Below are 15,614 nucleotides of genomic sequence, written 5' to 3'. Positions count from 1 at the left end.
GCAGGTTTACCGCGTTATCGTTCATCGCAGGCAAGCCAGCTCCCACATTTTGATGTGTGAATGCAGTCAAATGTGGGAGCTGGCTTGCCTGCGATGAGGCCGGCCCTGGCAACAAAAATTACTTGAACCGCCGCTCCACCCCTTTCTCCACCAAAATCTTCGCCGAAATCTCTTCCACCGAAAAATGCGTGGAATTGATGTGCGCAATATTCTCGCGACGGAACAGATTTTCCACTTCGCGCACTTCGAACTCGCACTGGGCATAGCTGGAATAGCGGCTGTTGGGCTTGCGCTCGTTGCGGATGGCCGTGAGGCGGTCCGGATCAATGGTCAAGCCGAACAGCTTGTGCGAATGCGCACGCAGGGCGGCGGGCAGCGTCAGGTGCTCCATGTCGTCTTCGGTCAACGGGTAGTTGGCGGCGCGGATGCCGAACTGCATGGCCATATAAAGGCAGGTTGGCGTTTTGCCGCAGCGGGACACGCCCACCAAGATCAAATCGGCCTTGTCGTAGTAGTGCGTGCGGGCACCGTCGTCGTTGTCGAGGGCGAAGTTCACCGCCTCGATACGCTCCATATAATTGGAGTTGTGCCCAATGGAATGGGACTTTCCTACGGAGTAAGACGAGTGTTCGCTCAACTCCTGTTCCAGGGGCGCCAGGAACGTGGAGAAAATGTCGATCATGAAACCATTGGAGGTTGCGAGGATCTCACGAATGTCTTGATTGACGATGGTGTCGAAAATGATCGGGCGCATGCCGTCTTTTTCGGCCGCCAGATTGATTTGTTGTACCATGGCCCGGGCTTTATCCACGCTGTCTATATAGGGCCGCGTGAATTTGGCGAAGGTAATGTTTTCGAACTGCGCGAGCAGGCTTTGACCCAATGTTTCGGCTGTGATGCCGGTGCCGTCGGAGATAAAGAAAGCAGATCGTTTCATTTGAGCCCTGGGCCTTAAGCTGATGGCGAATCTTGGATATGATAGGCGCGATTTTGCCGTCCCGCAGTGGGCCGCATTCTCACTTATTTTCCAGGTCCAGGCCACAAACGCCGCAGAAAGCTCCTACTGAGCAGTCGGCGTCCTGAGCTTTTCCAACACAGTTAGTGGAGAGATCACCTTGGTAGAGTACGTAGTTTCCCTCGATAAGCTCGGCGTCCATGATGTAGAGCATGTGGGGGGCAAGAACGCATCCCTCGGCGAGATGATCAGTAATCTTGCAGGCGCTGGTGTCTCGGTGCCCGGTGGTTTCGCCACCACGGCCCAGGCTTACCGCGATTTCCTCGAACTGAGCGGCCTCAATGCTCAGATCCACGCCGCGCTGGACGCTCTTGATGTCGACGACATCGCCGCCCTGACCAAGACCGGTGCCCAGATCCGCCAATGGATCATGGAAGCCGAGTTCCCCGAGAAGCTCAACGAAGAAATCCGCACCGCCTTCGCCACCCTGTCGGCGGGCAACCCGGACATGGCCGTCGCCGTGCGTTCCTCGGCCACCGCCGAAGACTTGCCGGACGCTTCCTTTGCCGGTCAACAAGAGACCTTCCTGAATATCCGCGGCGTCGACAACGTGATCCGCGCGGCCAAGGAAGTGTTTGCCTCGCTGTTCAACGATCGCGCGATTTCCTACCGCGTGCACCAGGGCTTCGACCACAAGCTGGTGGCCTTGTCTGCCGGCGTGCAGCGCATGGTGCGTTCGGAAACCGGCACTGCCGGCGTGATGTTCACCCTGGACACCGAATCGGGCTTTCGCGACGTGGTGTTTATCACCGGCGCCTACGGCCTCGGCGAAACCGTCGTACAGGGCGCGGTCAACCCTGACGAATTCTACGTCCACAAACACACCCTTGAGGCCGGTCGCCCTGCGATCCTGCGCCGCAACCTTGGCAGCAAGGCCATCAAGATGATCTACGGCGACGAGGCCAAGGCCGGTCGCTCGGTAAAAACCGTTGATGTGGACAAGGCTGAACGGGCGCGTTTCTGCCTGACCGACGCCGAAGTCAGCGAGTTGGCCAAACAAGCGATGATCATCGAAAAGCACTATAAGTGCCCGATGGACATCGAGTGGGCCAAAGACGGCGACGACGGCAAGCTGTACATCGTGCAAGCCCGCCCGGAAACCGTGAAAAGCCGCACTTCGGCCAACGTCATGGAACGCTACCTGCTGAAAGAAACCGGCACGGTGCTGGTGGAAGGCCGTGCCATCGGCCAGCGCATCGGCGCGGGCAAGGTGCGGATCATCAAGGACGTGTCCGAAATGGACAAAGTCCAGCCAGGCGACGTGCTGGTGTCCGACATGACCGACCCGGACTGGGAACCGGTGATGAAACGCGCCAGTGCCATCGTCACCAACCGTGGCGGGCGTACCTGCCACGCGGCGATCATCGCCCGTGAGCTGGGGATTCCGGCAGTCGTCGGTTGCGGCAACGCCACCCAACTGTTGAAAGACGGTCAGGGTGTGACGGTTTCCTGCGCCGAGGGCGACACCGGTTTCATCTTTGAAGGCGAGCTGGGCTTCGACATCAAGCAAAACTCCGTCGACGCCATGCCGGACCTGCCGTTCAAGATCATGATGAACGTCGGCAACCCGGACCGCGCCTTTGACTTCGCACAGTTGCCGAACGCCGGTGTGGGCCTGGCCCGCCTGGAGTTCATCATCAACCGCATGATCGGCGTGCACCCCAAGGCGTTGTTGAACTACGACGGCCTGCCGCTGGACATCAAGGAAAGCGTCGACAAGCGCATCGCCGGCTACAACGACCCGGTAGGCTTCTACGTCGAGAAGCTGGTGGAAGGCATCAGCACCCTGGCGGCAGCGTTCTACCCGAAAAAGGTCATCGTGCGTCTGTCGGACTTCAAGTCCAACGAATACGCCAACCTGATCGGCGGCAAGCTCTACGAGCCGGAAGAAGAAAACCCGATGCTGGGCTTCCGTGGCGCCTCGCGTTATATCAGCGAGTCGTTCCGTGACTGCTTCGAGCTCGAATGCCGCGCCCTCAAGCGCGTGCGCAACGAGATGGGCCTGACCAACGTCGAGATCATGGTGCCCTTCGTGCGCACCCTGGGCGAGGCGAGCCAGGTGGTCGACCTGCTGGCTGAAAACGGCTTGAGCCGCGGCGACAACGGCCTGCGCGTGATCATGATGTGCGAACTGCCGTCCAACGCGATCCTGGCCGAAGAATTCCTGGAGTTCTTCGACGGTTTCTCCATCGGCTCCAACGACCTGACCCAGCTGACCCTGGGCCTGGACCGTGACTCCGGGATCATCGCTCACCTGTTCGACGAGCGAAATCCTGCGGTCAAGAAGCTGCTGTCCAACGCCATCCAGGCCTGTAACAAGGCCGGCAAGTACATCGGCATCTGCGGCCAGGGCCCTTCCGACCACCCTGACCTGGCCCGATGGCTGATGGAGCAGGGCATCGAAAGCGTCTCGCTGAACCCCGACTCCGTGCTGGAAACCTGGTTCTTCCTCGCGGAAAGTCAAGCGCCCGCCTAAGGTCGAAACGTCAAAAGTGCCGGTCACTCTTAGAGGGTGACTGGCATTCTTTTCTGTACAGGGCGGAATCCTTGCGGACGTCGCCCTTTTTTGTGCAAGAGCATTATGCAAAGCAGCAGCAACCTGTTTCCCGTCGCCCTGATCAGTGCTGAACGTCGTGGCGACCTGAGTGAAGATGTGTACCGCCTTAAACCCGGTAACAGCCCCGACGGCACTGTCGAGCTGGCTGTGACCCGTTTGGGCCTGGCCGATGTCCCGGAAAACCGGGGCACGCCGGTTATTTTATTGCACGGCAGTTTTTCCAATCGGCGCTTTTGGTATTCACCCAAGGGTATCGGGCTGGGCGCCTACTTGGCATGCCAGGGTTTTGATGTGTGGATTCCCGAGATGCGCGGGCATGGCCTGTCCAAGCGCAATCAGCACTACGTCAAAAATTGCGTGGCGGACTATGCACGTTTCGACTTGCCCGCCATTGGCGCCTTTGTGCGTGAGCAAAGCGGGCAGGTCCCGCATTGGGTCGGCCATTCACTGGGTGCGACCACCCTGGCAGCCGCGCTTGGCGGCCAGCACCTCGGCGCGCCTGCGGTGGCATCTGTGGCGCTGTTCGGCTGTCAGGTCAGTCGTACTCATTGGCCGCTGAAAATTCCGCCGGTGGAGTGGGGCAGTCGTTTCCTTCTGAAACGCTTCGCTCGAGTGTCTGGCCCGCGCTTCAAGCGTGGCCCTGAAGACGAGCCGGCGGGCGTGATGATCGAAGCCATGCGCTGGAATGGCCTGTTCGGGCGTTTTGGCGACGCTGAGCGTGACTGGTGGAAAGGCTTGGCCGAAGTTGACGTGCCACTGCTGGCCGTCAGCGCGGCAGGTGATCAGCAAGACCCGGACTGGGCGTGCCGCAAGCTGTTCGAGCAAGTCGGTTCCGAGCACCGTCAGTACCTGTGTCTGGGACGCCGGCAGGGGTTCACCGGCGATTTCGGGCATGTTGAAATGTTGGTCAGCAAAGCCGCCCAGGCCGAAGTGTGGCCGCTGGTGGGGCAGTGGTTGAAAGATCCTCTGACACCTTTATTCGGGGCGCAATCGGAAGTGGCGGCAGTGGATTGACGAAGCGCTCTACCAAGGGCGTTTCGCTCATGCGTGGTTGCGGCTAAGATATGACGCGTTAAACGCTTCTGGTCATATTCAGTCGCGCAGTGGCTATTGCGTTGCGGCGGTGCGGGTGGGATTGTCCACACCCGCTTTGCCTGGCGCTTCTTTCGAAAGACACCTCTTTGACAGAAAGGAATTTTTCAATGAACCATTACGTGACCCCCGACCTGTGCGACGCCTACCCCGACCTGGTGCAGGTGCTTGAGCCGATGTTCAGTAACTTCGGTGGCCGAGATTCCTTTGGTGGCGAAATCGTCACCATCAAATGCTTCGAAGACAATTCCCTGGTCAAGGAACAGGCTGACCTGCCGGGCGCCGGCAAGGTGCTGGTGGTCGATGGCGGGGGTTCCCTGCGCCGTGCGCTGCTGGGCGACATGATCGCCGAGAAAGCCGCGAAAAACGGCTGGGAAGGCTTGGTGATCTACGGCTGCATCCGCGATGTGGATGTCATCGCCCAGACCGACCTGGGGGTGCAGGCGCTGGCCACTCACCCGATGAAAACCGACAAGCGCGGTATCGGCGACCTGAACGTAGTGGTGACGTTTGCCGGCGTGACGTTCCGCCCGGGTGAATATGTTTACGCCGACAATAATGGCGTGATCGTGTCGCCCAGCCCGCTGAAGATGCCTGAATAAACCGCAATAGCCGACAGGGGTGAGGATGTTCGAGGAAGAAAACGCGCAATGGGGGCTGGTGCATGCCCTGGTGCTGGACGGTAAAGGCGGTGCGCGTTCGATTGCCCGGACTGAGCTCGACGACTTGCAGCTGCAGCCCCAGGAAAGCCTGTGGCTGCATTGGGATCGCAGCCACCCGCAAACCCAGACCTGGCTGCGTAAATCCAGCGGTTTGAGTGAGTTCGCCTGTGATCTGCTGCTGGAAGAAAACACCCGGCCGCGCCTGTTGCCGCTGCCGGACGCTGAATTGCTGCTGTTCCTGCGCGGGGTCAACCTCAACCCGGGTGCCGAGCCGGAAGACATGGTGTCGGTGCGTATCTTCGCCGCCGCCAGCCGCGTCATTTCCCTGCGCCTGCGCCCATTGCGCGCGACCGATGAGCTGCTGGTGCAGCTGGCGGACGGCAAAGGGCCAAAAACTGCGTCTGAACTCATCCTTTATATGGCGCAGTACCTGACCAATAAAGTGCAGGATCTGGTCACTGACCTGTCTGAAATCGTCGATTCCGAAGAAGAAAAACTCGACGCCGACGAACGGTATACTCCCGAGCATGGCAACGTTTTGCAGATCCGTCGGCGAGCCGCTGGGCTCAAGCGTTTTCTCGCGCCGCAGCGCGATATTTTTGCTCAATTGACGCGCATCAAATTGCCGTGGTTCTGTGACGACGATGCCGACTACTGGAACGAATTGAACAACAGCCTGACCCGCTACCTGGAAGAGCTCGAATTGACCCGGGAGCGCGTAGGGCTGGTGCTTGAGGCCGAAGATCGGCGCTTGAGCGTGCGCATGAATCGAACGATGTACCGCTTCGGAATCATCACCGGGATCTTCCTGCCGATGAGTTTTCTGACCGGCTTGCTGGGTATCAATGTGGGCGGTATTCCGTTCTCCGCCAGCCCCTATGGATTCGTGATTGCCTGCTTGATGATGGTGGCGGTTGCGCTGGGACAATGGTGGCTATTTCGACGATTGCGCTGGGTTTGACCTGAATATGACCTGAACGTAGGAAGGGTCCTATGTGACCCCAAGAATTTTACCCTCGTCTTTTAAATCACTTGCGAGAGGTCTTTATGCACGATCCGTTCGAACAGTCTTTGCGTGACATGCTCAATGCTTCGCCATCCAACCGTGATGACGACGCCTGCCTGGGCCGCGTGTTGAAAACCGCCAACCGTCAGGTTGGGGCGGGGGATCTGTTCGGTCTGCTCGGTCGTTGGGTACCGGCGTTGATGATGGCCCTGAACAATGGTTCGGCCCACGTATCCCCGGTTTCCCGTCGTAAACCTCTTGCTCGCACTGCTGATAAGGCTGATTGAATATGGAACTTGATCTCTGGACCCAGAGCCTGGTCACCGCTATGACCGCATTGTGGACCAAGGTGGCGAATTTCATTCCCAACCTGTTTGGTGCCCTGGTGTTGGTGCTGCTGGGTTTTGTCGTGGCCAAGCTGCTCGACACCTTGCTGTCCAAACTACTCGCAAAGCTGGGCCTTGACCGACTGATGGCAGGCACTGGCCTGACCAAGATGCTGGGCCGCGTCGGGTTGCAGGTGCCGATCTCTACGTTGATCGGCAAGATCGTCTATTGGTTTATTTTGCTTGTTTTTCTGGTTTCGGCAGCTCAATCCCTTGGCCTTGAGCGAGTTTCAGCTACGCTCGACATGCTGGCACTGTATTTGCCAAAGGTTTTCGGCGGCGCGCTGGTGTTGCTGGTAGGCGTTTTACTGGCGCAGCTGGCCAATGGGCTGGTGCGCGGGGCGGCTGAAGGCGTGGGGTTGGACTATGCTGCGGGCCTGGGGCGAATCGCCCAAGGCCTGGTGATCATCATCAGTATTTCCGTCGCGATCAGCCAGTTGGAGGTCAAAACTGACCTGCTCAACCACGTGATTGTGATTGTTTTGATTACCGTTGGTCTGGCCGTTGCGCTGGCCATGGGGTTGGGAAGCCGGGAAATTGCCGGTCAGATTCTTGCGGGAATCTATGTGCGTGAGTTGTATCAGGTAGGGCAACAGGTGCGTGTGGGCGAGGTTGAAGGGCAAATCGAGGAGATCGGTACGGTCAAGACGACGGTGCTGACCGATGACGGTGAGCTAGTGTCGCTGTCCAATCGGATTCTCCTGGAGCAGCAGGTCAGTAGCCGCTAACCCGGCAAACCCTGCTAATGTACGCCGCCGCAAACCCGGTTGACCGGGCTGTAGCGGACATTGACCTGACTGTCGGCACGACTTGTTTTGAATAAAGCCCAAACGCTGTCCACGCGCTATGACCCCCGTGAGCTCTCTGATGAGGAGTTGGTCGCGCGCTCGCACACGGAGCTGTTTCACGTAACACGCGCGTACGAAGAATTGATGCGCAGATATCAACGCACTCTGTTCAACGTTTGTTCAAGGTATTTAGGGAACGATAGAGATGCGGACGATGTCTGTCAGGAAGTGATGCTCAAGGTGCTGTACGGCCTGAAGAACTTTGAGGGCAAATCGAAGTTCAAGACATGGCTCTACAGCATCACGTACAACGAGTGCATCACGCAGTATCGTAAGGAACGGCGAAAGCGTCGCTTGATGGACGCTTTGAGTCTGGACCCCCTTGAGGAAGCGTCTGAAGAGAAGGCGCCAGCACCCGAGGAAAAGGCCGGACTTGATCGCTGGTTGGTGCATGTGAATCCGATTGACCGCGAAATTCTGGTGCTACGTTTTGTCGCAGAGCTGGAGTTTCAGGAAATTGCTGACATCATGCACATGGGTTTGAGTGCTACAAAAATGCGTTACAAACGTGCTCTTGATAAATTACGTGAGAAATTTGCGGGCGAGACTGAAACTTAGTGCGTGGCAAATATCTCTTACGTGTAGGCAAGTTCTGTTAGACTTGTCGCCGAGTTGTCCCCCGGTTTGTGGGACTGCTTTACAATCACCAGATGGGGATTTAACGGATGAAACTGAAAAACACCTTGGGCTTGGCCATTGGTACTCTTATTGCCGCTACTTCTTTCGGCGCACTGGCACAAGGCCAAGGCGCAGTTGAAGGCCAGCTGTTCTACAAGAAGCAGTTCAACGATAGCGTCAAGCACATCGAAGACGGCTTCAACCCTGGCGCGAGCATCGGTTACTTCTTGACCGACGATGTGTCGATCAACCTGAACTACGACACTACTAACCACACCCGTTCGAACGACGGTACTGGTAGCCAGAAGATCAAGGGTGACACTGGCAGCGTGACTGCTCAGTACCACTTCGGTCAGGCTGGTGTTGACTCCCTGCGTCCATACGTAGAAGGTGGTTTCGGTCACCAGAGCCGCACCAACGTAGAAGCCGACGGCCACAAAGGTCGCGATCAGTCGACTCTGGCTATCGCTGGCGCAGGCGTGAAGTACTACTTCACCAACAACCTGTTCGCTCGTGCTGGCGTTGAAGCTGACTACGCTATCGACAACGGCAAGTGGGACTACTCCGCACTGGTCGGCCTGGGTGTGAACTTCGGCGGCAACGCTGGCGCAGTAGCTCCAGCTCCTACCCCAGCACCAGCTCCAGAGCCAACTCCAGAGCCAGAAGCTCCAGTTGCTCAGGTTGTTCGTGTTGAGCTGGACGTCAAGTTCGACTTCGACAAGTCCGTTGTTAAGCCTAACAGCTACGGCGACGTGAAAAACCTGGCCGACTTCATGAAGCAGTACCCACAGACCACCACCGTGGTTGAAGGTCACACTGACTCCGTAGGTCCAGACGCTTACAACCAGAAGCTGTCCCAGCGTCGTGCTGACGCGGTCAAGCAAGTTCTGGTCAAAGACGGTATCGCTCCTAACCGCGTTAGCTCGGTTGGTTACGGTAAATCCCGTCCAGTTGCTGACAACGCAACTGAAGCAGGCCGTGCTGTTAACCGTCGCGTAGAAGCCTCGGTTGAAGCTCAAGCTGCTCAGTAATTACTGAGTGGTAGAAAAAAGCCCGGTTTAGGCCGGGCTTTTTTCGCCTCGAATTTGACTCAGGCGCTGGCTGACACAGCAATGCAGACGGCCTGAGCAGCGGCGGCGACGCTGCCAATTACCAGGATCGCCGGGCTTTTCAAGGCGAACGCCAGCGCATCGATATGCATGCGTGCCAGATCGCTGCGGCATTCGCGCTGCTGGGGCAGCGATGCATTTTCGATCATCGCCACCGGCATATCCGCGGCCATGCCCCCGTCCAGCAATTGCTGGCGAATTTCCTCCAGCTTGGCCACACCCATATAAACCACCAACGTCGTTCCGCCCTCTGCGAGCGCGCGCCAATTCAGGCTGCTGTCATCCTGGGTATGTGCCGTCACCAGCGTCACGCCACGGCTGACACCGCGCAAGGTCAGTGGAATGTCGCAATTCGTCGCCCCCGCCAGGCCCGCGGTAATGCCGTTGACCAGCTCAACTTCCACCCCGCGCTCACGCAACCACGTGGCTTCTTCGCCGCCCCGGCCAAAAATACACGGGTCACCGCCTTTGAGGCGCACCACGCATTTGCCCTGGCGCGCATGCCTCAGCATCAAGCGGTGGATGAAGTCTTGCGGTGTAGAACGGCAGCCACCACGTTTACCTACGGTGATTACGCGCGCACCTACGCAGTGTTCCAGCACTGCCGGGTTGACCAGATCGTCGATCAACACCACATCGGCTTCGTGCATCGCCCTAACCGCTTTTAGGGTCAACAGCTCCGGATCACCGGGCCCTGCGCCCACCAGCCAGACTTTTGCGCTCATGTTCTTCCCCTTACACACCTAGTGCGATTGGCTTCGGATTGCTTGCCAAAAGACGTTTTATTTCCGGCACACAGGAGCCGCATTGCGTGCCGCAACCGAGTGCCTGTTTGAGCTCATCCAGGCCGAGGCCACGGGCAATACCGGCGCACACGGCGCTCTCGCTGACGTTTTTGCAGTTGCACAGGATCTTGCTGCTCACCGCCGCGCCACCCGGTGGCGCGCTTAACGGCGCCAACAGCCAGCGGCGCAGTTGATCGTCAGCGCGGCCTTCCAGCCACAGGCTCTGCAACCAATGCCGCGCCAGGGTTTCACCGGCCAGGCGCAGGGCCGTGATACGGCCTTTCTCGATCTTCACGCGCTTGCCGATTGAACGGCGCGGGTCGTCGTAAGCCATCACGGGGCCGTCGTTCAGGCCCAACAGCTCATCGATTCGGGTCAGCAGTTGCAGATCAGGCGCCTCGGTATGTGCAGCCCTCACCAATAAGGCCGGCCGCTCACGCCCGGTGAGGCTCAAGCTGACGTAGGAAAAGCCCTCACACAGGGGGCGTAGCGCTTCAAAGTGTTGCTGAACATTTCCTTCGATCAGCGCAAACAGTTGCCATGGCAATTGCACCGCTTCCAGACGTACGCCGCTGTGCTTGAGTTCCGGCTGTTTCGACAAGGGATCGAATGCCGGTTGGGTCAGCGCATTGACGCCGCCCTTGAGAAAACGATCACCCCAATGCATCGGCAAGAACGCCTGACCCGGGCGCACGCTGTCATCACTGCTGACGGCGACGATGACGTTGCCGCGACGGCTCTTCAGGTTGACCAGGTCGCCTTCCTTGAAGCGATGGCGACGCAGTTCATCCGGGTGCAGGCTCAATAACGCCTCGCTCACATGCCCGAACAATTGTGCTGCCGTGCCGGTGCGGCTCATGCCATGCCACTGGTCGCGGAGGCGCCCAGTGATCAACGTCAGCGGGAAGCGCGCGTCGCGCTGCTCCTTGGCGGCGCGGTAAGGGTCGGCAATAAAGCGCGCACGACCGTTGGTGGTCGGGAACACGCTATCGGTGTACAGGCGTGGCGTTCCGGCCTGTGCGCCCTCGGGAAATGGCCATTGTTGTGGGCCTATACGGTCAAGCAGGGCATGGCTGATGCCCGACAGGTCGAGGTCTCGCTCGCGGGTCAGGACCTTGTATTCATCAAAGATCTGCGCAGGGCCCTCGAAAGCGAACAGGCTCGTCATCCCTGGGCGCAGACGTTTCTCCAGACGCTGAGCGAAATCCACTGTAATCGCCCAGTCCGACCTCGCTTCTCCCGGTGGGACAATGGCGCGGCGCACGTGGGAAATCCGCCGCTCGGAGTTAGTCACGGTGCCTTCCTTCTCGCCCCAACTGGCGGCGGGCAATAGCAAGTCGGCATAGGCGGCGGTTTCCGTGGTGCGAAAAGCCTCCTGCAAGACCACAAAGGGGCAGGCCTCCAATGCTGCGCGCACGCTGTTCTGGTCCGGCAGCGATTGCGCCGGGTTGGTACAGGCGATCCACAGAGCCTTGATCTTGCCCGCCTGGACCTGTTCAAACAGCTCGACGGCCGTGAGCCCGGTCGATGCCGGCAACGAGTCAATCCCCCAGTAGGCCGCGACTTCTGCCCGATGTTCGGGGTTGGACGCTTCGCGATGACCCGGCAGCAAATTCGACAGGCTCCCGGTTTCGCGCCCACCCATGGCATTGGGTTGACCGGTCAGAGAAAACGGCCCGCACCCCGGCCGGCCGAGGGTACCGGTAGCCAGATGCAAGTTGATCAACGCACTGTTTTTCGCGCTGCCGGCGGTGGACTGATTCAGCCCCATGCACCATAACGACAGAAAACTGCTGGAGGTGCCGACCCATTCCGCGCACTGGCGCAATTGCTCGACGCTGATCCCGCACAGCTGCGTCACCATCTGTGGCGTGTAGTCATGCACCAAGCGTTTAAGCTCGGCCACGCCTTCGGTGCGCGCCTGGATAAACGCGCGGTCGATCCAGTCTTCCCACAGCAACAGGTGCAAAATCCCGTGGAACAGCGCCACGTCCGTGCCCGGCAAGATCGCCAGGTGCAAGTCAGCCAAATCGCAGGTGTCTGTACGGCGTGGGTCGATCACCAGCACTTTCATCTGCGGGCGCTGCGCTTTGGCTTCCTCCAGGCGTCGGAACAATACCGGGTGGGCGTAGGCCATATTGCTGCCGACGATCATCACGCAGTCGCTGCTTTCCAGGTCTTCATAACTGCACGGCGGCGCATCGGCGCCCAGGCTGCGCTTGTAGCCGACCACTGCCGAGGACATGCACAGCCGCGAGTTGCTATCGATATTGTTGGTGCCCACCAATGCCCGCGCCAGCTTGTTGAAGCTGTAATAGTCCTCGGTGAGCAATTGCCCGGAAATGTAGAACGCCACACTGTCCGGCCCATGTTCGGCGATGGTGTCGGCGAACACGTTGGCGGCGTGTTCCAGCGCTGTGTCCCAATCGGTGCGGGCGCGCGCCAGGCCTTTGCCCAGGCGCAGCTCCGGGTACAGGGCGCGAGCGCTCAAGTCGCCGGTCAGGTGCAGGCTCGATCCCTTGCTGCACAGTTTGCCGAAATTCGCCGGGTGGCTCGGGTCGCCTGTCACGCCCAGGATCTGCTCGCCGTCATGCTCGATCAGCACGCCGCAACCCACCCCGCAATAACAGCAGGTGGACGCGGTGGTCTGGCGGTTCATCAACCGGCGTCCCGCAGGGCCAGCATCACCCGGCCGTTTTCCACACGGGCGGCGTGATGATGGGCACAGCCGATATCCGGCGCCTGGGCTTCGCCGGAGGCCAGGTCGATCTGCCAGTTGTGCAGCGGGCACGCCACGCGTTTGCCGTAGATCAAGCCTTGGGACAGCGGGCCGCCTTTGTGCGGGCAGCGGTCGTCGAGGGCGAAAACTTCGTCGTCGCTCGTACGAAAAATCGCAATGTCGCCTTTCGGCCCGCTGATGATGCGCGAGCCCAGGGCGTTGATTTCATCGAGGGCGCAGATATCCAGCCAGTTCATGCCAATACCTCCAGCTGTTTGACGGGGATCACATCAAATTCCTTTTTCAGCAGCGGCTGTTCCAGGCGTTCTTTCCAGGGGTCCTGCTCGAAGGACAGCGAGAATTGCAGCCGCTCATTGAGGGCCTGGCGCCGCGCCGGGTCTTCCAGCACGGCTTTTTTGATGTGCTCCATGCCCACCCGTTGCAGGTAGTGCACAGTGCGCTCGAGGTAGAAGGCTTCTTCGCGATAAAGCTGCAGGAATGCACCGTTGTATTCACGCACTTCTTCGGCGGTTTTCAGCTTGACGAAGAACTCCGCGACTTCGGTTTTGATCCCGCCGTTGCCGCCGATGTACATCTCCCAGCCCGAGTCGACGCCTATTATTCCTACGTCCTTGATGCCTGCTTCCGAGCAGTTGCGTGGGCATCCGGACACCGCCAGCTTCACCTTGTGAGGCGACCACATATTGAACAGGTCATGCTCCAGCTCAATCCCCAACTGCGTGGAGTTCTGCGTGCCAAAGCGGCAGAACTCGCTGCCGACGCAGGTCTTCACGGTACGGATGGATTTGCCGTAGGCGTGGCCGGACGGCATGTCGAGGTCTTTCCAGACGCCCGGCAAGTCCTGCTTCTTGATACCCAGCAAGTCGATGCGTTGCCCGCCGGTAACCTTGACCATCGGCACGTTGTACTTGTCGGCCACGTCGGCAATACGCCGCAGCTCTGACGGATTGGTCACACCGCCCCACATCCTTGGGACTACCGAGTAGGTGCCGTCTTTCTGAATGTTGGCGTGGGCGCGTTCGTTGATCAGGCGCGATTGCGGGTCGTCCTTCGCCTCACCGGGCCAGGTGGAAATCAGGTAGTAGTTCAGCGCCGGACGGCAGGTGGCACAGCCATTCGGTGTACGCCAGTTCAGGTAGCTCATGGTGCCGGCGATGGTCAGCAGGTGCTGATCGCGAATGGCCTGGCGGATTTGCCCGTGGTTGAGGTCGCTGCAGCCGCAAATGGCTTTTTCGCTTTTCGGTTTGACGTCGGCTGCACCGCCCACGGTGTTGATCAGGATTTGTTCCACCAAGCCTGCGCAGGAGCCGCAGGAGCTGGCGGCTTTGGTGTGTTTTTTCACATCATCGACGCTGAACAACCCGTGTTCCTGGATCGCCTTGACGATGGTGCCTTTGCACACGCCGTTGCAGCCGCAGACTTCGGCAGTGTCGGCCATGCTCATGGCTTTGTCCTGGCCTTGGTGGCCTACATCACCCAGTGCGTTTTCGCCGAACATCAGGTGATCACGAATTTCGCCAATGGCATGGTTCTCACGGATCTGGCGGAAATACCAACCGCCATCGGCGGTGTCGCCGTACAGGCAGGCGCCGACAAGGATGTCGTCCTTGATCACCAGTTTTTTGTACACGCCGCCAATCGGGTCGGAGAGGGTGATGGTTTCGGTGCCTTCGCCGCCCATGAAGTCGCCGGCGGAGAACAAGTCGATGCCGGTGACTTTCAACTTGGTCGACGTGACCGAGCCTTTATAGGTGGCGAAGCCCAGCTGCGCGAGGTGATTGGCGCAGACCTTGGCCTGTTCGAACAATGGGGCGACCAGGCCATAAGCGATTCCGCGGTGGCTGGCGCATTCGCCAATTGCGTAGATGCGTGGGTCGTAGGTCTGCAGGGTGTCGTTGACCAAAATCCCACGGTTGCACGGGATGCCGGATTTTTCCGCGAGTTCGGTATTGGGGCGAATGCCGGCGGCCATCACCACCAGGTCGGCGGGGATGATGTCGCCATTTTTGAATTGCACCGATCCAACCCGGCCATTGCCCGCGTCATGCAGCGCCTGGGTCTGCTCGCACAGGCGAAACACCAGGCCACGGCTTTCCAGTTCGGTTTGCAGCAATTGGCCGCTGGTCTTGTCCAGTTGTCGCTCCAGCAGCCACTCGCCGATATGCACCACGGTCACGTGCATACCGCGCAACATCAGGCCGTTGGCGGCTTCGAGGCCGAGCAGGCCGCCACCGATCACCACCGCGTGTGTGTGGGTTTTGGCAGTGTCGATCATGGCCTGGGTGTCGGCGATGTCGCGGTAGCCGATCACACCCTGCAATGTATTGCCCGGAATCGGCAGGATGAACGGTGTCGAGCCGGTGGCAATCAACAGGCGGTCATACTCGGCCTCGGTGCCATCTTCGGCGATGACGATGCGTTTGACGCGGTCGATCTGCACGACTTTGCGGTTGAGCAACAACTTGATGTTGTTATCCAGGTACCAGTCGAGGTCGTTGAGCACGATCTCTTCAAACGTCTGTTCACCGGCCAGCACCGGCGACAGCAGGATACGGTTGTAGTTGGTGTGGGGCTCGGCGCCGAACACCGTGATGTCGTACAGGTCGCTGCTCAGCTTGAGCAATTCTTCAAGGGTGCGAACCCCGGCCATGCCGTTGCCGATCATCACCAATTTGAGTTTTTTCATGTCGTTCTCCGCAATGGCTCGACAAATCACGCGCAAACAAAAAAAGGCGTCCCCGCTAGCAAGCTAGCGAGGACGCCTTTGTCCTTGTCCCGTTCTCTCGGGAAGCACGA

13 protein-coding genes are annotated in these 15,614 nt (G+C 59.2%); 8 read left to right on the top strand and 5 right to left on the bottom strand.

Going from position 1 to position 15,614, the window contains the following annotated elements:
- Positions 1–118: 118 nt before the first annotated feature.
- The gene (gene ppsR / locus BFW87_RS03365; protein ID WP_078738561.1) at positions 119–937 is read right to left on the bottom strand and encodes a posphoenolpyruvate synthetase regulatory kinase/phosphorylase PpsR; all 819 of its coding nucleotides are present in this window, start codon (positions 935–937) and stop codon (positions 119–121) included.
- A gap of 178 nt (positions 938–1,115) precedes the next feature.
- On the opposite strand from ppsR, the gene ppsA reads away from it, so the two are divergent.
- The 8 genes from ppsA to BFW87_RS03325 all read left to right on the top strand — a co-directional run bounded on the left by ppsA (position 1,116) and on the right by BFW87_RS03325 (position 9,215).
- Positions 1,116–3,491: a phosphoenolpyruvate synthase gene (gene ppsA, locus BFW87_RS03360; protein WP_078738560.1), complete on the top strand. Its 2,376-nt coding sequence runs from the start codon at positions 1,116–1,118 to the stop codon at positions 3,489–3,491.
- 105 nt (positions 3,492–3,596) lie between these two features.
- A complete protein-coding gene (locus tag BFW87_RS03355; RefSeq protein WP_078738559.1) occupies positions 3,597–4,586 on the top strand; it encodes an alpha/beta fold hydrolase in 990 nt (329 codons plus the stop codon).
- A gap of 188 nt (positions 4,587–4,774) precedes the next feature.
- Entirely contained in the window at positions 4,775–5,266 is a 492-nt protein-coding gene (rraA, locus tag BFW87_RS03350; protein WP_078738558.1) for a ribonuclease E activity regulator RraA, read from the top strand.
- A 25-nt stretch (positions 5,267–5,291) separates the two neighbouring features.
- Positions 5,292–6,287: a zinc transporter ZntB gene (locus tag BFW87_RS03345; protein WP_078738557.1), complete on the top strand. Its 996-nt coding sequence runs from the start codon at positions 5,292–5,294 to the stop codon at positions 6,285–6,287.
- A gap of 86 nt (positions 6,288–6,373) precedes the next feature.
- The gene (locus BFW87_RS03340) at positions 6,374–6,619 is read left to right on the top strand and encodes a hypothetical protein (RefSeq protein WP_025854229.1); all 246 of its coding nucleotides are present in this window, start codon (positions 6,374–6,376) and stop codon (positions 6,617–6,619) included.
- Between the two features lie 2 nt (positions 6,620–6,621).
- On the top strand, positions 6,622–7,446 hold the full coding sequence (locus BFW87_RS03335; RefSeq protein WP_078738556.1) for a mechanosensitive ion channel family protein: 825 nt from the start codon (positions 6,622–6,624) through the stop codon (positions 7,444–7,446).
- A gap of 87 nt (positions 7,447–7,533) precedes the next feature.
- The gene (gene sigX / locus BFW87_RS03330) at positions 7,534–8,124 is read left to right on the top strand and encodes an RNA polymerase sigma factor SigX (RefSeq protein ID WP_078738555.1); all 591 of its coding nucleotides are present in this window, start codon (positions 7,534–7,536) and stop codon (positions 8,122–8,124) included.
- 107 nt (positions 8,125–8,231) lie between these two features.
- On the top strand, positions 8,232–9,215 hold the full coding sequence (locus BFW87_RS03325; protein WP_078738554.1) for an OmpA family protein: 984 nt from the start codon (positions 8,232–8,234) through the stop codon (positions 9,213–9,215).
- A 59-nt stretch (positions 9,216–9,274) separates the two neighbouring features.
- On the opposite strand, the gene cobA is transcribed toward BFW87_RS03325, so the two are convergent.
- From cobA to nirB, 4 genes are read right to left on the bottom strand one after another with little or no spacing between them, the layout of a single operon-like run.
- A complete protein-coding gene (gene cobA, locus BFW87_RS03320; protein ID WP_078738553.1) occupies positions 9,275–10,018 on the bottom strand; it encodes a uroporphyrinogen-III C-methyltransferase in 744 nt (247 codons plus the stop codon).
- A 10-nt stretch (positions 10,019–10,028) separates the two neighbouring features.
- Entirely contained in the window at positions 10,029–12,737 is a 2,709-nt protein-coding gene (locus tag BFW87_RS03315) for a nitrate reductase (RefSeq protein WP_078738552.1), read from the bottom strand.
- Complete coding sequence (gene nirD / locus BFW87_RS03310; protein WP_078738551.1) at positions 12,737–13,054, bottom strand: nitrite reductase small subunit NirD; 318 nt, start codon at positions 13,052–13,054, stop codon at positions 12,737–12,739. Before nirD ends, BFW87_RS03315 begins: the two co-directional genes overlap by 1 nt.
- The gene (nirB, locus tag BFW87_RS03305) at positions 13,051–15,504 is read right to left on the bottom strand and encodes a nitrite reductase large subunit NirB (RefSeq protein ID WP_078738550.1); all 2,454 of its coding nucleotides are present in this window, start codon (positions 15,502–15,504) and stop codon (positions 13,051–13,053) included. The genes nirD and nirB overlap by 4 nt, the downstream gene beginning before the upstream one ends.
- Positions 15,505–15,614: the final 110 nt, after the last annotated feature.

This window comes from Pseudomonas fluorescens, from assembly GCF_002022275.1.
GTDB lineage: Bacteria > Pseudomonadota > Gammaproteobacteria > Pseudomonadales > Pseudomonadaceae > Aquipseudomonas > Aquipseudomonas fluorescens_AJ.
This window is presented reverse-complemented; position numbering and strand designations above follow the sequence as displayed.